Here is a 20,802-nt window from a genome sequence, read left to right as displayed (position 1 = left end):
TCCGCCGGACCGGCGCCCGAGGCATCGGGGTCATACCCGGAGAAATCCCCCAGCCGCGGCCGTCCGGGAACCCCGGTCGGCCCTGGGGGCGCACCGGCCCCGGGCGCACCACCCCGGGTACGCCACAGGGCGGCCACCCGGAGGTGACCGCCCTGTGGTTCAGGCGACTCGCTTACTGGTTGTACGGACCGTAGTCGTAGTCCTCCAGCGGAACGGCCTGGCCGGAGCCGGTGCCGAACGGCGAGTAGTCGATGTCGTCGTAGCCGACGGCCGAGTACATCGCGGCCTTGGCCTCCTCGGTCGGCTCGACCCGGATGTTGCGGTAGCGGGACAGGCCCGTACCGGCCGGGATGAGCTTACCGATGATGACGTTCTCCTTGAGGCCGATGAGGCTGTCGGACTTGGCGTTGATCGCCGCGTCCGTCAGGACTCGGGTCGTCTCCTGGAAGGAGGCGGCCGACAGCCAGGATTCCGTCGCCAGCGAGGCCTTGGTGATACCCATCAGCTGCGGACGACCGGAGGCCGGGTGACCGCCCTCCTGGACCACACGACGGTTCTCCTGCTCGAAGCGGGAGCGCTCGACCAGCTCGCCGGGCAGCAGCTCGGCGTCGCCGGACTCGATGATCGTCACGCGGCGGAGCATCTGCCGGATGATGATCTCGATGTGCTTGTCGTGGATCGACACACCCTGCGAGTTGTACACCTTCTGGACCTCGCCGACCAGGTGGACCTGGACGGCGCGCTGGCCCAGGATGCGCAGCACGTCGTGCGGGTTGGTGGCACCCACGGTGAGCTTCTGGCCCACCTCGACGTGCTCGCCCTCGCTGACCAGGAGCCGGGCACGCTTCGAGATCGGGTACGCCGTCTCGTCGCTGCCGTCGTCCGGCGTGATGACGATCTTCTTGGTCTTCTCGGTCTCCTCGATCCGCACGCGGCCGGCGGCCTCGGAGATCGGGGCGACACCCTTCGGGGTACGGGCCTCGAAGAGCTCGACGACACGCGGCAGACCCTGGGTGATGTCGTCACCGGCCACACCACCGGTGTGGAAGGTACGCATCGTCAGCTGGGTGCCGGGCTCACCGATGGACTGGGCGGCGATGATGCCGACCGCCTCACCGATGTCGACCAGCTTGCCGGTGGCCAGCGAACGGCCGTAGCACATGGCGCAGGTGCCGACCGCGGACTCACAGGTCAGGACCGAGCGGGTCTTGACCTCGGCGACGCCGTGCGTGATCAGCTCGTCGATGAGCACGTCACCCAGGTCGGTACCGGCCGGGGCCAGCACCTTGCCGTCCACGACGATGTCCTCGGCGAGGCAGCGCGCGTACACGGAGGTCTCGACGTCCTCGGCCTTGACCAGCGAACCGTCGGCGCCGCGCTCGGCGATCGCCAGGCGCAGACCGCGCTCGGTGCCGCAGTCCTCCTCGCGGATGATGACGTCCTGGGAGACGTCGACCAGACGACGGGTGAGGTAACCCGAGTCGGCGGTACGCAGGGCGGTGTCCGCCAGACCCTTACGGGCACCGTGCGTGGAGATGAAGTACTCCAGCACGGACAGACCCTCACGGAACGACGCCTTGATGGGACGCGGGATGGTCTCGTTCTTGGCGTTGGACACCAGACCGCGCATACCGGCGATCTGACGCATCTGCATCATGTTCCCTCGGGCGCCCGAGTTCACCATCATGAAGATCGGGTTGGTCTTCGGGAAGTTGTCGTTCATCGCCTCGGCGACCTCATTGGTCGCCTTGGTCCAGATCGCGATGAGCTCCTGCGTGCGCTCGTCCTTGGTGATCAGACCGCGCTCGTACTGCTTCTGGACCTTCTCGTCCTGCGCCTCGTAGCCCTTGACGATCTCCTTCTTCGCCTCGGGGACGACGACGTCGGAGATGGCCACGGTGACACCGGAACGGGTGGCCCAGTAGAAGCCGGCCGCCTTCAGGTTGTCGAGCGTCGCCGCCACGATGACCTTCGGGTAGCGCTCGGCCAGGTCGTTGACGATCTGGGAGAGCTGCTTCTTGCCGACCTCGTAGTCGACGAACGGGTAGTCCTCGGGCAGCAGCTCGTTGAAGAGCGCGCGGCCCAGCGTGGTGCGCAGGGTGAAGCTGTCACCCTGCTGCCACTCCGGCTCGCCCTCCTCGCGCACCGGCGGCTCCCAGCCACGCGGCGGGATGGTGCCCACCGGGAAGCGGATGTCGACCGGCGCCTGGAGCGACAGCTCACCGGCGTCGAAGGCCATGATCGCCTCGGCGACGGACGCGAACGCGCGGCCCTCGCCCTTGATCCCGCGGCCCTCGGCGTCCGTGGTGAGGAAGTACAGACCGAGGACCATGTCCTGGGTCGGCATCGTCACCGGACGGCCGTCGGCGGGCTTGAGGATGTTGTTCGAGGACAGCATCAGGATGCGGGCCTCGGCCTGCGCCTCCGCGGACAGCGGCAGGTGCACGGCCATCTGGTCACCGTCGAAGTCCGCGTTGAACGCGGTGCAGACGAGCGGGTGGATCTGGATGGCCTTGCCCTCGACCAGCTGCGGCTCGAAGGCCTGGATGCCGAGGCGGTGCAGGGTGGGCGCACGGTTCAGCAGGACCGGGTGCTCCGCGATGACCTCTTCGAGCACGTCGTACACGACGGTGCGGCCGCGCTCGACCATCCGCTTGGCGCTCTTGATGTTCTGCGCGTGGTTCAGGTCGACCAGGCGCTTCATCACGAACGGCTTGAACAGCTCCAGCGCCATCGCCTTCGGCAGACCGCACTGGTGCAGCTTGAGCTGCGGACCGACGACGATCACGGAACGCGCGGAGTAGTCCACGCGCTTGCCGAGCAGGTTCTGGCGGAAGCGGCCCTGCTTGCCCTTGAGCATGTCGGACAGCGACTTCAGCGGACGGTTGCCGGGGCCCGTCACCGGGCGGCCACGACGGCCGTTGTCGAAGAGCGCGTCCACGGCCTCCTGGAGCATGCGCTTCTCGTTGTTCACGATGATCTCGGGCGCACCGAGGTCGAGAAGGCGCTTCAGGCGGTTGTTGCGGTTGATGACACGGCGGTACAGGTCGTTCAGGTCGGAGGTCGCGAAGCGGCCACCGTCCAGCTGCACCATCGGACGCAGGTCCGGCGGGATGACCGGCACGCAGTCCAGCACCATGCCCTTGGGGCTGTTGCTGGTCTGCAGGAACGCGGAGACGACCTTCAGGCGCTTGAGCGCGCGGGTCTTCTTCTGGCCCTTGCCGGTACGGATGATCTCGCGGAGCTTCTCGGCCTCCTCCTCGAGGTCGAAGGACTCCAGGCGCTTCTGCAGCGCCGCGGCACCCATCGAGCCGTCGAAGTAGGTGCCGAAGCGGTCGCGCAGCTCGCGGTAGAGCAGCTCGTCGCCCTCGAGGTCCTGGACCTTGAGGTTCTTGAACCGGTTCCACACCTCGTCGAGGCGGTCGATCTCGCGCTGCGCGCGGTCGCGCAGCTGCTTCATCTCACGCTCGGCGCCCTCGCGCACCTTGCGGCGCACGTCGGCCTTGGCGCCCTCGGCCTCCAGCTCGGCCAGGTCGGTCTCGAGCTTCTTGGCGCGGGCCTCGAGGTCGGCGTCGCGGCGCTGCTCGATCTGCTGGCGCTCGACGGAGACGTGGGCCTCCAGCGAGGGCAGGTCGCGGGTGCGGCGCTCCTCGTCGACGTACGTGATCATGTACGCCGCGAAGTAGATGACCTTCTCCAGGTCCTTCGGGGCGAGGTCGAGCAGGTAGCCCAGCCGCGACGGAACGCCCTTGAAGTACCAGATGTGCGTGACGGGGGCGGCCAGCTCGATGTGGCCCATCCGCTCACGGCGCACCTTGGCGCGGGTGACCTCGACGCCACAGCGCTCACAGATGATGCCCTTGAAGCGGACGCGCTTGTACTTGCCGCAGTAGCACTCCCAGTCCCGGGTCGGACCGAAGATCTTCTCGCAGAAGAGTCCGTCCTTTTCGGGCTTGAGGGTGCGGTAGTTGATGGTCTCGGGCTTCTTGACCTCGCCGTGGCTCCACTGACGGATGTCGTCAGCGGTGGCCAGGCCGATCCGGAGCTCATCGAAGAAGTTGACGTCGAGCACTATGCGTCAATCCCTCTCAGGGTTGTAAGTCTTTGGGTCTGATACGGGGGTCCTGGGGCCGGCGGCCTCCTCGTGGGAGGCCGCCGGACTCCCGTCAGACCTCTTCGACGCTGCTCGGCTCGCGCCGGGACAGGTCGATACCGAGCTCCTCCGCAGCGCGGAAGACGTCCTCGTCGGTGTCGCGCATCTCGATGGACATGCCGTCCGAGGACAGCACCTCCACGTTGAGGCACAGGGACTGCATCTCCTTGATGAGCACCTTGAAGGACTCGGGGATGCCGGGCTCAGGGATGTTCTCGCCCTTGACGATGGCCTCGTAGACCTTCACGCGGCCGGTGACGTCGTCGGACTTGATCGTCAGCAGCTCCTGGAGGGCGTACGCGGCGCCGTACGCCTCCAGCGCCCACACCTCCATCTCACCGAAGCGCTGGCCACCGAACTGGGCCTTACCACCAAGCGGCTGCTGGGTGATCATCGAGTACGGGCCGGTCGAGCGGGCGTGCAGCTTGTCGTCGACCAGGTGGTGCAGCTTGAGGATGTACATGTAGCCGACCGAGATCGGGTCCGGGAACGGCTCACCGCTGCGGCCGTCGAACAGCCGCGCCTTGCCGGACGGGAGCACCATGCGCTCGCCGTCGCGGTTCGGGATGGTGTGCTGCAGCAGACCCGCCAGCTCGTCCTCGCGGGCACCGTCGAAGACCGGGGTCGCGACGTTGGTGCCGGGGGCGACCTGGTCGGCGCCGATGGCCTGCAGGCGCTGGGCCCACTCGTCGGCGAGACCGGAGACGTCCCAGCCGCGGCTGGCGAGCCAGCCGAGGTGGATCTCCAGCACCTGTCCCGGGTTCATTCGGGACGGCACACCCAGCGGGTTGAGGATGATGTCGACCGGGGTCCCGTCCTCGAGGAACGGCATGTCCTCGATGGGCAGGATCTTGGAGATGACACCCTTGTTGCCGTGGCGGCCGGCGAGCTTGTCACCGTCGGTGATCTTGCGCTTCTGGGCGACGTAGACGCGCACGAGCTGGTTCACGCCCGGGGGCAGCTCGTCGCCCTCCTCGCGGTCGAAGACGCGCACGCCGATGACCTTGCCGGTCTCGCCGTGCGGCACCTTCAGCGAGGTGTCACGGACCTCACGGGCCTTCTCACCGAAGATCGCGCGCAGCAGGCGCTCCTCCGGCGTCAGCTCGGTCTCACCCTTGGGCGTGACCTTGCCGACGAGGATGTCACCGGCGATGACCTCGGCACCGATGCGGATGATGCCGCGCTCGTCGAGGTCGGCGAGGACCTCCTCGGAGACGTTCGGGATGTCCCGGGTGATCTCCTCGGGGCCGAGCTTGGTGTCACGGGCGTCGACCTCGTGCTCCTCGATGTGGATCGAGGAGAGGACGTCGTCCTGCACGAGGCGCTGCGACAGGATGATCGCGTCCTCGTAGTTGTGACCCTCCCACGGCATGAACGCCACGAGCAGGTTCTTGCCGAGGGCCATCTCACCGTTCTGGGTGGCCGGGCCGTCGGCGAGGACCTGGCCCTCGATGACGCGGTCGCCCTCGTTGACGATGACCTTCTGGTTGACCGAGGTGCCCTGGTTGGAGCGGGCGAACTTGGCCAGGCGGTACGTGATGTACGTGCCGTCGTCGTTGGCGGTGGTGATGTAGTCCGCGGAGACCTCCTGGACCACACCGGCCTTCTCGGCCTTGACGACGTCGCCGGCGTCGACGGCGGAGCGGTACTCCATGCCGGTGCCGACGAGCGGGGCCTCCGCCTGGATGAGCGGAACGGCCTGGCGCATCATGTTCGCGCCCATGAGGGCACGGTTGGCGTCGTCGTGCTCGAGGAACGGGATCATGGCGGTCGCGACCGACACCATCTGGCGCGGCGAGACGTCCATGTAGTCGACGTCCTCGGGGCTGACGTAGTCGACCTCGCCGCCACGGCGGCGGACCAGGACGCGAGCCTCGGAGAAGCGCATGTCGTCGCCGAGCGTGGCGTTGGCCTGCGCGATGACGAAGCGGTCCTCCTCGTCGGCGGTCAGGTAGTCCACCTCGTCGGTGACCTGGCCGTCGACGACCTTGCGGTACGGGGTCTCGACGAAACCGAAGGCGTTGACGCGGCCGTAGGAGGCGAGCGAGCCGATCAGACCGATGTTCGGGCCTTCGGGGGTCTCGATCGGGCACATGCGGCCGTAGTGCGACGGGTGCACGTCGCGGACCTCGAAGCCGGCCCGCTCACGGGAGAGACCACCCGGGCCGAGCGCGGACAGACGACGCTTGTGCGTCAGCCCGGACAGCGGGTTGTTCTGGTCCATGAACTGGGACAGCTGGCTGGTGCCGAAGAACTCCTTGATGGAGGCGACGACCGGCCGGATGTTGATCAGGGTCTGCGGCGTGATCGCCTCGACGTCCTGCGTCGTCATGCGCTCGCGGACGACTCGCTCCATACGCGCCAGACCCGTGCGGACCTGGTTCTGGATGAGCTCGCCGACGCTGCGCAGACGACGGTTGCCGAAGTGGTCGATGTCGTCCGTCTCGACGACGACCGTCTCGCCGCTGTCGCCGACCGTCTCGGTCTCGCCGGCGTGCAGCTTCACCAGGTACTTGATCGTCGCGATGATGTCCTCGACGGTCAGGATGCCCGCGTCCAGCGGGGTGTCCGTACCCAGCTTCTTGTTGACCTTGTAGCGGCCGACCTTGGCGAGGTCGTAGCGCTTGGGGTTGAAGTAGAGGTTCTCGAGCAGCGTCTGCGCGGCCTCACGGGTGGGCGGCTCGCCCGGACGCAGCTTGCGGTAGATGTCGAGCAGCGCGTCGTCCTGGCCCTGGGTGTGGTCCTTCTCCAGGGTGGCGCGCATGGACTCGTACTCGCCGAACTCCTCGAGGATCTGCTCGGTCGTCCAGCCGAGCGCCTTGAGCAGGACGGTCACGGACTGCTTGCGCTTGCGGTCGATGCGGACACCGACCATGTCGCGCTTGTCGATCTCCATCTCCAGCCAGGCACCCCGGGACGGGATGATCTTGGCGGAGAAGATGTCCTTGTCGGACGTCTTGTCGATGCTGGAGTCGAAGTAGACACCCGGCGAACGGACCAGCTGCGACACCACGACACGCTCGGTGCCGTTGATGACGAAGGTGCCCTTGTTGGTCATGAGCGGGAAGTCGCCCATGAAGACCGTCTGGGACTTGATCTCGCCGGTCTCGTTGTTGGTGAACTCGGCCGTGACGAAGAGCGGGGCGGCGTACGTGAAGTCGCGCTCCTTGCACTCGTCGATGGAGTTCTTCGGCGGCTCGAAGCGGTGGTCGCGGAAGGTCAGCGACATCGACCCGCTGAAGTCCTCGATCGGGGAGATCTCCTCGAAGATCTCCTCCAGACCGGACTTGGTGGGGACGTCCTGACCGTTCTCGAGGGCCTCCTCGACGCGAGCCTTCCACGCGTCGTTGCCGAGCAGCCAGTCGAAGCTCTCGGTCTGGAGCGCGAGAAGGTTCGGAACCTCGAGGGGCTCCTTGATCTTTGCAAAGGAGATGCGCAGCGGGGCGGTGCTGGCAGCGTTGTTCGTATTCGCGGTCGAGGCGTTGCGCGAGGCGGCCAAGAGGGGGTCCTTCCGAGGGCTCGGACTCACTACGCGCGTACCGGCCCCTCTTCCAGGCGCGAGACGGGAAACCCCAGGTCAGAGGAGATTCGCTCGTCGGCTTGGTTGAGGGTAGACCCCTGGTGACGGGCAGGGGACAGCTAACAGGCAGCGCAAAGGGTCAGTGTAGCCACTTGGCACACTGATGTCCAGTCCCGCATTTCGGAGACCCATCTGTTCTCAACGCCTGCGCCATGCCTGCCCTCAACGCACGTTGATACTGCCCTCTTCGTCGTCGATCCATGCCTCGGATTCGGACCGTTGTGACGACGCGTCCTGAGAATTGCGCGCTGCGTGCGGTTCGTCAAGGCCCCCCTGGCCGGAACCAGACCCTCCGGAGACACGACGAAGATCACCTTACCCCCCGTCACGAGCGGCGCAAGGCAACCGAGCGCGCCCCCCGGGAACGCCGAAGAGCGACCACCCGGATGGATGATCGCTCTTCGGTGCGTTCGCGTTACAGCCTCAGGAGGCCGAGCTCAGCGTCGCGGGAGTGCGGTGCGGACCGCGAGGCCTTACTTGACCTCGACGGAGGCGCCGGCGCCCTTGAGGGCCTCGGCAGCCTTGTCCGCGGCCTCCTTGTTGACCTTCTCGAGGACCGGCTTCGGGGTGCCGTCGACCAGGTCCTTGGCCTCCTTCAGGCCGAGGGAGGTCAGCTCGCGCACGACCTTGATGACCTGGATCTTCTTGTCGCCGGCGCCGGTGAGGATGACGTCGAACTCGTCCTTCTCCTCGGCGGCCTCGGCGGCGGCGCCACCAGCGGCACCACCGGCGACGACGACCGGCGCGGCAGCGGCGGCGGTGACGTCGAACTTCTCCTCGAAGGCCTTCACGAACTCGGAGAGCTCGATGAGGGTCATCTCCTCGAACTGGGCAAGCAGCTCGTCCTGGGTGAGCTTCGCCATGATGGCGGTCCTTCCACTCGATCGGCAGGTGCCGGATGTACTGGGTGAGGCGGGCGTACGTTCGGGCCCGCTGCGACCCTCGCCGCGCTCAGGCGGCCAGGATCAGAAAGCGAGCCGAGTTACTCGGCACCGCCCTGCTCGTCCTGCTTGGCCCGAAGCGCGTCCACGGTGCGGACGAGCTTCGACGGCAGCGCCTGGAAGACAGAGGCAGCCTGGGACTGCTTGCCCTTGAGCGCACCGGCCAGCTTGGACAGCAGAACCTCGCGGGACTCGAGGTCCGCAAGCTTCTTGATCTCATCGGCGGACAGCGCCTTGCCGTCAAGGACACCGCCCTTGATGATGAGATTCGGGTTCTCCTTGGCGAAGTCACGGAGACCCTTCGCCGACTCCACCGGGTCACCGGTGACGAAGGCGACGGCCGTCGGACCAGCGAAGAGCTGGTCGTCCAGCGTGATCCCGGCCTCGTTGGCCGCAATCTTGGTCAGCGTGTTCTTCACCACGGCGTACTGGGCGTTCTCACCGAGCGAACGACGCAGCGTCTTGAGCTGCGCCACGGTGAGACCGCGGTACTCGGTCAGCACGGCGGCGTTGGAGCTGCGGAACTTGTCCGTCAGTTCGGCAACCGCGGCAGCCTTGTCGGGCCTCGCCATAGAGCCTCGGCCTCCTTCCGGGTGATTCGGACCGCGCGGACCCGAAGGAGGACTGGGGAAAACGAAACGCCCCGGCGCAGGCGCTCGGGGCGTAGCTCGACCAGACGGATTCCGTACGGGCGGAACCGAACCGGGAGCACTTCCACAGTCACCTGCGCGGGTCGTCCGCAGTTCAGCGGATCCTTCGGCCACCGCGCCCTCTCTCGGAGCGCACGGCAACGACCAGCGGTCTTTGGCTTCTGTAGGAGAGTACGTGACCGGGTCGCCGTGGGGCAAATCCGGTCCCGGAGGGATCGAACGCCGCGCTCAGGCGCCGCTCTGCTCCATCATCTCCGCGAGGTCGGTGACCTCGTCGGCGGGCGGGGCGGCGATCTCCACCGGCTCGTTGACGTCGAGGAAGGTGATGGTGACGTCGAGCGGTCCGCCGTCGGCGTCGCCGCGCATCCGGAACTGCTTGGTGCGGTCGTCGCCGTCCACCCACATGTCCATGGTGAGCTTGTCGACGCCCATCTTCTCGTACTGGTCGAGGCTCTTCTCACGCCGCTCCCGGGTGGCCTTGTCCTCGTCCTTGAGCGAGTCGCGGAACTCGTCGAGGGTGACCGTGCCCGAGTAGTGGGTGGTCTCCACGCCGTCGACCTTCTCCGTGCCGACCTTCTCGACGTCCTTGGCACCGGTGAGGATGGCGGTCTCCTGCGCCGGGTTGCGGTCCGCCTGGCCGGCGGCGCCGAGCTGGTTCAGCTCCTTGCCCGCGCCCAGCGCGGACAGGTCGAACTTCATCCAGCTCTTGCCGTCCATCTCCTTGGCCATCGCCGCGCCGCCGCCGATGTACATCGCCTTGTCGACGAGGCGGAGCTCGACGGTGCCCTGCTCGCCCTGGTCGAGCGCCGTCATCTTCATGCTCATGGCCACGGAGGGCTTCATCCGCATCGAGGCCTCGGCCTCGATGCGGCCCTGCTGGGGGACCTGGCCCTTCATGCGGTAGCGGAGGGAGGAGATCTCCTCGGTGTTCTTCGCCGCCTTGGCGACCGCCGCCGCCGGCGACATCCCGGGCGACTCCTCCGTGCCGCAGCTCACGGCACCACCGGCGAGCAGCAGCGCGGCGAGCGCGGCAGCGGATATGGACGACTTGGCCGACTTCATGGATTTCCCCCCACGGGACACATGGCTGACACACAGAGGCCGCGAGCCTATCCGAGAGGCAGAGGGCGCGGCCCCCGCATTTCCCCTCCGCCTCGTCCTGATCAGGCGCCCTCGCCCTTCCCGGCGCCCACGAGTTCCGCGAAGTCCCGGGTGTCCGAGGCCGGGGGCCGCCTGGCGTCGACCTCGGCGCCGTAGTCCGCGTAGTAGGCGGTCTGGATCAGTTCGCCGGACGCCGTGCGCCCCCTCTCCACCTTCTTGACCAGCAGGTCCCGCCCGTCGATCCATACGTCGACGGTCTGCCCGGTGACCCCGCTGTCCCCCGCCTCGACCGTGCCCGAATAGTGCGTGGTCCGCCGGCCGCGCACCCGCTCGGCGCCCACCCGGCGCACGTCACCGGAGGCCAGCAGCAGCTTCAGGGAGCGGTCCGGGGTCGAGTCGCGCATCTGGTCCCCGAGCTGCGCCCCGGAGCCGCCCGCGAGGCTGTCGAGGTCGTCGTACGCGTATCTCACCCAGTGTCTGCCGCCCGTCCGCGCGGCGAACGCGTCGCCCATGCGCGCGTAGTAGGCGTCCGGCAGATAGCGGGCCTGCATGGTGGTGCTCCCCAGCCGGCGCAGGGCGTCGGCCATCGTGCCGCCGGTGCAGGTGAGCGTCAGCGTGCCGGTGACGTCGCCGGCCCAGCCGAGCACGCCCTCCGCGGACAGGGAGATCACCGAGCCGATGGTCGTGGCCGACTCGACCCGCGCCGAACGGGCCGCCTCGGTGGCCCGCGCCGCCTCCCGCAACCCGGCCGGCACCCCGGCCGCACGCCCCGTCGCGGCGGGCTCCCCGGCACCGCCGGCCGTCGTGCAGGCGGCCGTCCCCGCCAGCACGGCCAGCACCGCGACCAGGAGCGCCGCCTGCCGCGGCAGTCCTCGCACACCCGTCCTCGTCATGCGTCCCCCCTGCGTCCCGTACCGGAACGCTATCCCAGGGCACTGACAACGGGCCGGGAACAGGGACGGGCCCCGCACCCTGGAGGGGGTGCGGGGCCCGTGAACCGGAGGGGCGAGCCTCAGGCTCAGACCGCGGCCGGGTCCTCCTCGACGAGGAGGTTGCGGGTGCGGTTCGGGTCGACCGGGATGCCGGGGCCCATCGTGGTGGTGATGGCGGCCTTCTTGATGTAGCGACCCTTGGCGGCGGACGGCTTCAGACGGAGGATCTCCTCCAGGGCCGCGCCGTAGTTCTCCACCAGCTTGCTGTCGTCGAACGACGTCTTGCCGATGATGAAGTGCAGGTTCGCGTGCTTGTCGACACGGAACTCGATCTTGCCGCCCTTGATGTCGGTGACAGCCTTGGCGACGTCCGGGGTCACGGTGCCGGTCTTCGGGTTCGGCATCAGACCACGGGGACCGAGCACGCGGCCGAGGCGGCCGACCTTGCCCATGAGGTCCGGGGTGGCGACGACGGCGTCGAAGTCCAGACGGCCCTTCGAGACCTCGTCGATCAGCTCGTCGGCGCCGACGATGTCGGCGCCCGCGGCACGCGCGGCCTCGGCACGGTCACCGGTCGCGAAGACCAGGACCCGGGCGGTCTTGCCGGTGCCGTGCGGGAGGTTCACGGTGCCACGGACCATCTGGTCGGCCTTGCGCGGGTCGACACCCAGGCGGAAGGCGACCTCGACGGTGCCGTCGAACTTGGTCGTGGAGGTCTCCTTGGCGAGACGGACGGCCTCGAGGGGAGCGTAGAGCTTCTCCCGGTCGATCTTGGCGTCCGCAGCGCGGAGAGACTTGCTGCGCTTGCTCACTTAAAGCTCCTGTTGCTTCTTAGGAGTCGTGGTCCGGGCCGAGCAGGCCCTTCCACACTTCTGCTGTTCTACGGGGGTGGGGGTCAGCCCTCGACCGTGACGCCCATGGAACGGGCGGTGCCGGCGATGATCTTCTCGGCGGCGTCCAGGTCGTTGGCGTTGAGGTCGGGCATCTTGGTGGTGGCGATCTCGCGGACCTGCTCGCGGGTGAGCTTCGCGACCTTGGTCTTGTGCGGCTCGCCGGAGCCCTTCTCCACGCCCGCGGCCTTGAGGATCATCTTGGCGGCCGGAGGGGTCTTGGTGATGAAGGTGAAGGAACGGTCCTCGTAGACCGTGATCTCCACCGGGATGACCCAACCGCGCTGCGACTCGGTCGCGGCGTTGTAGGCCTTGCAGAACTCCATGATGTTCACGCCGTGCTGACCCAGCGCGGGGCCGACCGGCGGGGCCGGGTTCGCGGCACCGGCCTGGATCTGGAGCTTGATGAGCCCCGTGACCTTCTTCTTCTTGGGAGGCATGCTCTCTCCGGGTCCTTACTGAGAGGTTGATTACCAGCTGCCCGTGGGGATCGGTGCTGGAGCACGATCCAGACAGATGGCATACCGCACAACGATAGCCCCTGCTTCCTCCGTACCAGAAATCGCCCTGGTCAGGAGGCCCGCGCGGGCCCTGAGCGACGGGCGCCGCGGCCTCTGGACGACACCGCCCGGGCCGCGCAGCACACCGCGAGGGTCGCCCCGAGCGGCACCGCGAGCAGCAGGGCCACGCCGGCGCGACCGGTGTCGTCCGCGAGCACGGCCCGCCCCGGCTCCCCGGGCGGGTGGCGCACCGTCACCGTGTCGCCGCTGTCGTGCCCGCCGGACCGGGTGCCGACCGGGAGCCGGGCCGTCACCCGCTCGCCCGCGACGGAGAACGTGACGGCGCACTCGCCGAGCAGGCAGGCGCCGCCGTGGAAGGCGGCGGTGGACGGCGTTCCGCCCCGGGCCTGGACACGCTGCCAGGCGGCCGGGACGAACACGGCGTACGTCGGCGCGAGCAGGACGAGCGCGGCCACGGCGGCGGCGACGGCGGCCGGGCGGACACGCCGAGGGCGCCCCGGCCCGGTGCTCACCGGCGGGGCGCCCTCGGACGTGACTGTGCTCAGTTCTTCTGGATCTGGTCGAAGGAGAGCTCGACCGGCGTCTCGCGGCCGAAGATCTCCACCAGGCCCTTGACCTTCTTCGAGTCCGGGTTGATCTCGTTGATGGTCGCCTGGAGCGTGGCGAACGGGCCGTCGGTGACGGTGACCGAGTCGCCGACCTCGAAGTCCAGCACCTGGACCTCGACCTTGCGCTGCGGCGCCGGCTTGCCCTCGGCCTCGGCGGCCTCGCGGGCGGCCTTCTCCTCGGCCTCCGGGGCGAGCATCTTGACGATCTCGTCCAGGGTCAGCGGGTACGGGTCGTAGGCGTTGCCCACGAAGCCGGTCACGCCGGGCGTGTTGCGGACGACGCCCCAGGACTCGTTGGTCAGGTCCATGCGCACCAGGACGTAGCCGGGGAGCTTGTTCTGGCGGATGGTCTTGCGGTCGCCGTTCTTGATCTGGACGACCTCTTCCTGCGGCACCTCGGCCTGGAAGATGTAGTCCTCGACGTTCAGCGAGACGGCGCGCTGCTCCAGGTTGGTCTTCACGCGGTTCTCGTAACCGGCGTAGGTGTGGATCACGTACCACTCGCCGGGCAGGGTGCGCAGCTCCTGGCGGAGCTTCTCGACCGGGTCCAGCTCGGGCTCCGGCTCGGCCGCCTCGGCCTCCGCGGCGTCCTCCGCGTCCTCGGTCTCGTCCTCGTCGGTCACCTCGAGGGCGGCCTCCTCGGCCGGCTCCTCCGCCTCGGCGTCGGCAGCCTCGACCTCGTCCAGGTCCTCGTCCGCGCCCTCGACGATGTCGAGCTCGTCATCCACGGACGCATCCGGCTCGATGGCGTCGTTCACGTTCGGGTCAGACACGGTGGCTGCTTCTTCCTGGATACATACGGGTGGAACACGCGAAAGGGGCGCCAGTGACGGCGCCCTTCGCTCTTGGCTCAGCCGAAGACGTACTTGGCTGCGTGGTCGAGTCCATAGTCAATCACGGTGACCAGACCGATCATGATGACGACGAAGACGATCACGACGGCCGTGTACGTCGTCAACTGGCTGCGCGACGGCCAGACGACCTTGCGGAGCTCCGCGACGATCTGGCGATAGAAGAGTGCGAGCCGCTTCAGCGGACCCTTCTTCGCGCGCTTGCCGCCCTTGCGGGTCTTCTTCTGGGACTCGGGCGTCTCATCCCGGGCATCAGGCGTGTCGAGGGAGCCCACGGCGTCCGTCATAATCCTCACCTGATCCCGGGTCGTGGCCGTGCCGCGCCCGGTCTGAGCCGCACGGCGGTGCATTGCTGTACGTACCTGCGCACACATCCTGGCGGTGTGTGTAGCAGGGCCGGAGGGACTTGAACCCCCAACCGCCGGTTTTGGAGACCGGTGCTCTACCAATTGAGCTACGACCCTTTGTCTGCTCCCCAACGTACCGCATCCGGCCGAGTGCTCGGTGTGCACCGGACGTGCGCGGCTCGCGGGAGCCAACGAGGTGAGAGTGTACGTGGTCCGGGGCCGGGCGTCGAACAGAAAGCGCCCGCGGGAGCGGCGTCGGGGCGGGATCGCCGGGAATTCCCCGGAAGATCACCAGGCCACCGAGGGGATCCGCACGGGCGTTCAGACGTGCGCCCGGTGATGTTCAGTCCGTGAAACCCGTGTGCCGCCCCGGTTTCGGGTCTGGAACGATGGCCCCATGAGCGCTGCAACCCCTCCCACCGAGCGCCGGGTCTCCGCCCGAGTCGGCGCGATCTCCGAGTCCGCCACCCTCGCCGTGGACGCCAAGGCGAAGGCCCTGAAGGCCGCCGGGCGCCCGGTGATCGGCTTCGGCGCCGGTGAGCCGGACTTCCCGACCCCGGACTACATCGTCGACGCCGCGATCGAGGCCTGCAAGAACCCGAAGTTCCACCGCTACACCCCGGCGGGCGGCCTGCCCGAGCTGAAGGCCGCGATCGCCGAGAAGACGCTGCGGGACTCCGGTTACGAGGTCGACCCGTCGCAGGTCCTCGTCACCAACGGGGGCAAGCAGGCGATCTACGAGGCGTTCGCCGCGATCCTCGACCCGGGTGACGAGGTCATCGTCCCGGCCCCGTACTGGACCACCTACCCGGAGTCGATCCGGCTGGCCGGCGGTGTCCCGGTGGAGGTCGTCGCCGACGAGACGACCGGCTACCGGGTCTCCGTGGAGCAGCTGGAGGCGGCCCGCACGGAGAAGACGAAGGTCGTGCTCTTCGTCTCCCCCTCGAACCCGACCGGCGCGGTCTACGGCGAGGCCGAGGCCGAGGCGATCGGCCGCTGGGCCGTCGAGCACGGTCTGTGGGTGCTGACCGACGAGATCTACGAGCACCTGGTCTACGGCGACGCGAAGTTCACCTCGCTGCCCGCGGTCCTGCCGGAGCTGCGCGACAAGTGCATCGTCGTCAACGGTGTCGCCAAGACGTACGCGATGACCGGCTGGCGGGTCGGGTGGATCATCGGCCCGAAGGACGTCGTCAAGGCCGCGACGAACCTCCAGTCGCACGCCACCTCGAACGTGTCCAACGTGGCGCAGGTCGCCGCGCTCGCCGCGGTCTCCGGCGGCCTGGACGCGGTCGCGACGATGCGCGAGGCGTTCGACCGCCGCCGCAGGACGATCGTGCGGATGCTGAACGAGATCGACGGCGTGGTCTGCCCGGAGCCGGAGGGCGCGTTCTACGCCTACCCGTCCGTGAAGGGGCTGCTCGGCAAGGAGATCCGCGGCAAGCGCCCGCAGGACTCGGTCGAGCTGGCCGCGCTGATCCTGGACGAGGCCGAGGTCGCGGTCGTGCCGGGCGAGGCGTTCGGCACGCCGGGCTACCTGCGGCTGTCGTACGCGCTGGGCGACGAGGACCTGGTCGAGGGCGTCTCGCGGATCCAGAAGCTGCTGGCGGAGGCCCGCGACTGACCTCCCGCAAGGCACCGGGGGCCCGCGAGATGCTCGTGGGCCCCTGTCGTTTGTGCGAGCAAGCGCCCGTTCGGGGATCGGGCTACCGGGACGCCGGTGACGTACGGCAGGATCTGGGAATGGAGCGCGTACGTGATCTCTCTGAGCTGCCGAAGGCCCATCTGCACCTGCACTTCACCGGTTCGATGCGGCCGGGCACCCTGCTGGAGCTGGCCGACAAGTACGGCGTACGACTGCCGGATGCGCTGACCGAGGCGCTGGTGAGCGGGGAGCCGCCGAGTCTGCGCGCGACCGACGAACGGGGCTGGTTCCGTTTCCAGCGGCTCTACGACGCGGCCCGCTCGTGCCTGCGCGCGCCTGAGGACATCCAGCGGCTGGTCCGGGAGGCCGCCGAGGAGGACGTGAGGGACGGCTCCGGCTGGCTGGAGATCCAGGTCGACCCGACCTCGTACGCCCCGCGGCTCGGCGGGCTGATCCCGGCGCTGGAGGTCATCCTGGACGCGGTGGACACCGCCGCGCGGGAGACCGGGCTGGGCATGCGGGTCCTGGTCGCCGCGAACCGGATGAAGCACCCGCTCGACGCGCGGACCCTGGCCCGGCTGGCGGTGCGGTACGCCGACCGGGGCGTCGTCGGGTTCGGGCTCTCCAACGACGAGCGGCGCGGCATGGCCCGGGACTTCGACCGGGCGTTCGCGATCGCGCGGGAGGGGGGACTGCTGTCGGCGCCGCACGGGGGTGAGCTGGCCGGGCCGTCGTCGGTGCGGGACTGCCTCGACGACCTGCACGCGAACCGCATCGGTCACGGGGTGCAGGCCGCGCAGGACCCGCGGCTGCTGAAGCGGCTCGCGGACCGGCAGGTGACCTGTGAGGTGTGCCCGGCGTCGAACGTGGCACTCGGCGTCTACGACAAGCCGGAGGACGTGCCGCTGCGCACGCTGTTCGAGGCGGGGGTGCCGATGGCGCTGGGCGCGGACGACCCGCTGCTGTTCGGCTCGCGGCTGGCGGCCCAGTACGAGATCGCCCGCGAGCACCACGGCTTCAGCGACGCGGAGCTGGCCGAGCTGGCCCGGCAGTCGATCCGGGCGTCGGTGGCCCCGGAGGGGGTGAAGGCGGAGCTGCTGGCGGGCGTGGACGAGTGGCTGCGCACGCCCGCGTAGCGGCCCCGTTCGCGCTCAGAGGCTGACGCCGACCGTGACCGGCTCGTTGACCAGGGTGATCCCGAAGGCCTCGCGGACCCCGGCGACCACCTCGCGCGCGAGCGCCAGCAGGTCCTCCGTGGTCGCCTCCCCGCGGTTGGTGAGGGCGAGGGTGTGCTTGGTGGAGATGCGGGCGGGTCCGCTGCCGTAGCCCTTGGTGAAGCCCGCCTTGTCGATGAGCCAGGCGGCGGAGGTCTTGGTGCGGCCCTCCCCGGCCGGGTACGCGGGCGGCTCCACGCCCTCGCCCAGCCGCTCGCCCACGCGCGCGCGGAAGGCGGCGAACTCGGCGTCGGTGAGGATCGGGTTGGTGAAGAAGGACCCGGCGGACCAGGTGTCGTGGTCCTCGGGGTCGAGGACCATGCCCTTGCCGGACCGCAGGTCCAGCACCGTCTCGCGGGCGTCCGCGAGGGGCACCCGGTCGCCGGGTTCGACGCCGAGCGCGCGCGCCGTCTCCGCGTACCTGAGCGGGGCGGAGAGCCCGTCCGCGTCCTCCAGGCGGAAGCGGACCCGGAGCACGACGTACCGCTCGGGGTCGGCCTTGAAGCGGCTGTGGCGGTAGCTGAAGGCGCACTCCTCGTTGGCCAGCGTCACCGTCTCGCCCGCGCGGCGGTCGTAGGCGATCACCTCGGTGATCGTGGAGGAGACCTCCTGGCCGTACGCCCCGACGTTCTGGATCGGCGTGGCACCCGCGGAGCCGGGGATCCCGGCGAGGCATTCGATGCCCGCGAGACCGGCCTCGACGGTGCGGGCGACCGCGTCGGTCCACACCTCGCCCGCGGCCAGCTCCAGGGCCGTGCCGTCGAGGGTGACGCCGCGCGTGGCGATACGCAGGGCGGTGCCGTCGAAGCCCTTGTCGCCGATCACCAGGTTGGATCCGCCGCCGATCACCAGCAACGGGGTGCCGGTGGCGTCGGCCTCGCGGACGGCGGCGATCACCTCGGCGTCGGTCTCCGCGGTGACCAGACGGGTGGCGGGGCCGCCCAGCCGGAAGGTGGTCAGCGGGGCGAGAGGGGCGTCGTGGAGTTCCTGCACGGGCTCAAGACTACGAGACGGCACCGACAGCCCCGGCGCGGCCGGCTCCCGCCCGGCACGCGCGCGTACGGCCCCGCCGGTCGGCGGGGCCGTACACGCGGGGCCGTACACGCGGGTGCGGGGCTCAGCGGGCGGCGGTCTCCAGGACCGGGGCCGGCTCGGGCGCCTCGGCGGGCCCGTCGGGGGCGGTCCGCGGGCGGCGCGGGATGGCGAGCGCCGCGACGGCCGCCAGGGCCACCACCGCGGCGCCGACCACCAGGGCGGGCCGCAGTCCGTCGACGAAGGCCTGCGCGGACTCGTAGCCGCCCTGGGCCGTGAAGACGGAGGACATGACCGCGATGCCGAGCGCGCCGCCCACCTCGCGCAGCGCGTTGTTGGCGCCGGAGGCGATGCCCTGCTCCTTGACGGCCACGCTGGCCATGACCAGGGCGGAGGCGGGCGCGAAGTACAGGGCCATGCCGATGCCGCCGAGGACCAGTCCGGGGAGCTGGGAGGCGTAGGAGGCGTCGGCGGTGGCCACGGCGGCGAGGTAGCCGAGGCCGGCCGCCTGGAAGAACAGGCCCGCGGCGACGATCGGGCGGCCGCCGATCCGGTCGGAGAGGATGCCGGCGATCGGCGCGACGACCATCGGCATGGCGGTCCACGGCAGCATCCGCAGCCCGGCCTCGGTGGGCGAGTAGCCGAGCACGCCCTGCATGTACTGGCTGAGCAGGAAGATCGAGCCGAACATGCCCAGGAACATCAGCAGGCCGGCCGCGTTGATGCCGGCGAAGGCCCGGGAGCGGAACAGCCGCATCGGCAGCATGGGGTTGCGGGCGCGGATGCCGTGCCCGACGAACGCGGCGAGCAGGACGGTGCCCGCGGCCAGGGCGACCAGCACGGGCGCGCCGGTCCAGCCGTCGACCGGGCCGCGCACCAGCCCGTACACGATGCCGAAGAGTCCGCCGCTGGCCAGCACGGTGCCGGGGATGTCGAGCGGGGTGCCGGCGCCGTAGGACTCCTTGAGGCGCAGGCGGGCCAGCGGGATCAGGGCGATGCCGAGCGGCACGTTCAGCCAGAAGATCCACTGCCAGGAGATGTGCTCGGTGAGAGTGCCGCCGATCAGCGGTCCGGAGGCGACCGCGAGTCCGTTGACGGCGCCCCAGATGCCGTACGCCATCCCGCGCTTCTCGGCCGGGACGGCGGCCGTGAGCAGGGTCAGCGTCAGCGGCATCATGACGGCGGCTCCGACGCCCTGCACCGCGCGGGCGGCGATCAGGGAGTCGATGCCGGGCGCCAGCGCGGCGGCGGCGGACGCGGCGGTGAAGACGGCGAGGCCGGCGACGAAGAGGCGGCGGCGGCCGAAGCGGTCGCCGAGCGCGGCGCCGGACATCAGGAGCACGGCGAAGGTGAGCGTGTAGGCGCTCACGGTCCACTCCAGGTCGTGCAGCGCGCCGCCCAGGTCCTCGCGGATGGAGGGCAGGGCGGTGGTGACGACGAGGTTGTCGAGGGCCGCCATGAATCCGGCGACTCCGGTGATCAGGAGGGCCCAGAGGACTCCTCCGCGTGGTGCGGTCTGCTGTGACATCGCTCCCCCAAAGCGTGAGCATGTGCTGCGACGGTAGTTAGTTATTGATGACTAACTTCTGCGGGCGTGACGGAACGCCGCAGAAGCGGGCGGAGCCTTCAGCCGGAGGCCCCCTGCACCCGGGCCGAGATGTACAGCCCGTTCCACACCCGGTGCTCGGGCGGGAAGCCCATCGCCGCGAGGGCGTTGATGAGCATCCCGTACGCCAGGAAGGTGGTGGTCTCCCCGACGTCGGCCCCCAGGGGCAGGTGCACGGCGTCCCACAGCTCCATCCAGCCGCGGCGGACCATCTCGCCGAACTCGTGGTCCCCCGCGGCCTCGGCGGAGGACACCGCGAGGTAGGTCTGCAACTGCATCTGCAGCCGTTCCGGCTCCTCGGCGATCAGCCGGGTGTACGCGGCGGCCATGGCGTGCAGGGCCTCCTCGCCCTTCAGATCACCCGCGGCCTCCTCGAACAGCCGGCGCGTGTCCTCGAGACAGCGCTGGGCCGCCGCGAGGAAGATCGCCTTCTTGCCGGGGAAGAGCCGGAAGAGGTACGGCTGCGAGACTCCCACCCGCTTGGCGATCGCCTCGGTGGAGGTGCCGTGGTAGCCGCTCCGCGCGAACTCGGCCATCGCCGCGCGGATGACGCTCTCGCGTCGCTCTTCTGCACTCATCCTGGCCATGAAATTAAGTTAGTGGCCAATCACTAACTCCGTCAAGGGGTGGTTTCCGCGGGGCTGCGGCACGTGGCACGCCGAGAGGCGTCCGGGGCGTCCGCGTGCGGCGGGGGGCCGCGAATGGCGGGAGGGCGTCCGCGGCCCGCACGG

At 69.5% G+C, this 20,802-nt stretch carries 16 protein-coding genes and 1 tRNA gene; 2 read left to right on the top strand and 15 right to left on the bottom strand.

The window, feature by feature from the left end; genetic code table 11:
* Window positions 1-172 precede the first annotated feature (172 nt).
* The 12 genes from SGLAU_RS19800 to SGLAU_RS19745 form a co-directional block, all read right to left on the bottom strand.
* Window positions 173-4,072, bottom strand: coding sequence for a DNA-directed RNA polymerase subunit beta' (locus SGLAU_RS19800; RefSeq protein WP_043503303.1), 3,900 nt, complete (start codon window positions 4,070-4,072; stop codon window positions 173-175).
* Between the two features lie 94 nt (window positions 4,073-4,166).
* Window positions 4,167-7,652 carry a DNA-directed RNA polymerase subunit beta gene (gene rpoB / locus SGLAU_RS19795; protein WP_043503301.1) on the bottom strand — a complete coding sequence of 1,162 codons (3,486 nt, stop codon included), beginning with the start codon at window positions 7,650-7,652 and terminating at the stop codon, window positions 4,167-4,169.
* A gap of 554 nt (window positions 7,653-8,206) precedes the next feature.
* Window positions 8,207-8,596: a 50S ribosomal protein L7/L12 gene (gene rplL / locus SGLAU_RS19790; protein WP_043503300.1), complete on the bottom strand. Its 390-nt coding sequence runs from the start codon at window positions 8,594-8,596 to the stop codon at window positions 8,207-8,209.
* Window positions 8,597-8,715: 119 nt separating this feature from the next.
* Entirely contained in the window at window positions 8,716-9,246 is a 531-nt protein-coding gene (gene rplJ, locus SGLAU_RS19785) for a 50S ribosomal protein L10 (protein WP_043503298.1), read from the bottom strand.
* A gap of 306 nt (window positions 9,247-9,552) precedes the next feature.
* The gene (locus SGLAU_RS19780) at window positions 9,553-10,386 is read right to left on the bottom strand and encodes a lipoprotein (RefSeq protein ID WP_043503295.1); all 834 of its coding nucleotides are present in this window, start codon (window positions 10,384-10,386) and stop codon (window positions 9,553-9,555) included.
* Window positions 10,387-10,487: 101 nt separating this feature from the next.
* On the bottom strand, window positions 10,488-11,318 hold the full coding sequence (locus tag SGLAU_RS19775; RefSeq protein ID WP_043503293.1) for a hypothetical protein: 831 nt from the start codon (window positions 11,316-11,318) through the stop codon (window positions 10,488-10,490).
* Window positions 11,319-11,443: 125 nt separating this feature from the next.
* A complete protein-coding gene (gene rplA, locus SGLAU_RS19770; protein ID WP_043503291.1) occupies window positions 11,444-12,169 on the bottom strand; it encodes a 50S ribosomal protein L1 in 726 nt (241 codons plus the stop codon).
* An 83-nt stretch (window positions 12,170-12,252) separates the two neighbouring features.
* Window positions 12,253-12,687 carry a 50S ribosomal protein L11 gene (gene rplK / locus SGLAU_RS19765; protein WP_043503290.1) on the bottom strand — a complete coding sequence of 145 codons (435 nt, stop codon included), beginning with the start codon at window positions 12,685-12,687 and terminating at the stop codon, window positions 12,253-12,255.
* 131 nt (window positions 12,688-12,818) lie between these two features.
* A complete protein-coding gene (locus tag SGLAU_RS19760; protein ID WP_043503288.1) occupies window positions 12,819-13,280 on the bottom strand; it encodes a DUF3592 domain-containing protein in 462 nt (153 codons plus the stop codon).
* A 29-nt stretch (window positions 13,281-13,309) separates the two neighbouring features.
* Complete coding sequence (gene nusG / locus SGLAU_RS19755; protein ID WP_043503286.1) at window positions 13,310-14,149, bottom strand: transcription termination/antitermination protein NusG; 840 nt, start codon at window positions 14,147-14,149, stop codon at window positions 13,310-13,312.
* A gap of 77 nt (window positions 14,150-14,226) precedes the next feature.
* Window positions 14,227-14,514, bottom strand: coding sequence for a preprotein translocase subunit SecE (gene secE, locus SGLAU_RS19750; protein ID WP_043503283.1), 288 nt, complete (start codon window positions 14,512-14,514; stop codon window positions 14,227-14,229).
* A gap of 104 nt (window positions 14,515-14,618) precedes the next feature.
* Window positions 14,619-14,691, bottom strand: a tRNA-Trp gene (locus SGLAU_RS19745).
* A 280-nt stretch (window positions 14,692-14,971) separates the two neighbouring features.
* Between SGLAU_RS19745 and SGLAU_RS19740 the strand changes: the two genes are divergently transcribed.
* Both SGLAU_RS19740 and SGLAU_RS19735 read left to right on the top strand, forming a co-directional pair.
* Entirely contained in the window at window positions 14,972-16,198 is a 1,227-nt protein-coding gene (locus SGLAU_RS19740) for a pyridoxal phosphate-dependent aminotransferase (RefSeq protein ID WP_043503282.1), read from the top strand.
* A gap of 119 nt (window positions 16,199-16,317) precedes the next feature.
* Window positions 16,318-17,355 carry an adenosine deaminase gene (locus SGLAU_RS19735; protein WP_043503280.1) on the top strand — a complete coding sequence of 346 codons (1,038 nt, stop codon included), beginning with the start codon at window positions 16,318-16,320 and terminating at the stop codon, window positions 17,353-17,355.
* A 15-nt stretch (window positions 17,356-17,370) separates the two neighbouring features.
* Here the strand turns inward: SGLAU_RS19735 and SGLAU_RS19730 are convergent, their stop codons facing one another.
* From SGLAU_RS19730 to SGLAU_RS19720, 3 genes are all read right to left on the bottom strand, one after another.
* Complete coding sequence (locus SGLAU_RS19730; RefSeq protein ID WP_043503277.1) at window positions 17,371-18,426, bottom strand: UDP-N-acetylmuramate dehydrogenase; 1,056 nt, start codon at window positions 18,424-18,426, stop codon at window positions 17,371-17,373.
* 124 nt (window positions 18,427-18,550) lie between these two features.
* Window positions 18,551-19,993 carry an MFS transporter gene (locus tag SGLAU_RS19725; protein WP_043503275.1) on the bottom strand — a complete coding sequence of 481 codons (1,443 nt, stop codon included), beginning with the start codon at window positions 19,991-19,993 and terminating at the stop codon, window positions 18,551-18,553.
* 98 nt (window positions 19,994-20,091) lie between these two features.
* A complete protein-coding gene (locus SGLAU_RS19720) occupies window positions 20,092-20,658 on the bottom strand; it encodes a TetR/AcrR family transcriptional regulator (RefSeq protein WP_078957792.1) in 567 nt (188 codons plus the stop codon).
* Window positions 20,659-20,802: the final 144 nt, after the last annotated feature.

This window comes from Streptomyces glaucescens (assembly GCF_000761215.1).
GTDB lineage: Bacteria > Actinomycetota > Actinomycetes > Streptomycetales > Streptomycetaceae > Streptomyces > Streptomyces glaucescens_B.
This window is presented reverse-complemented; position numbering and strand designations above follow the sequence as displayed.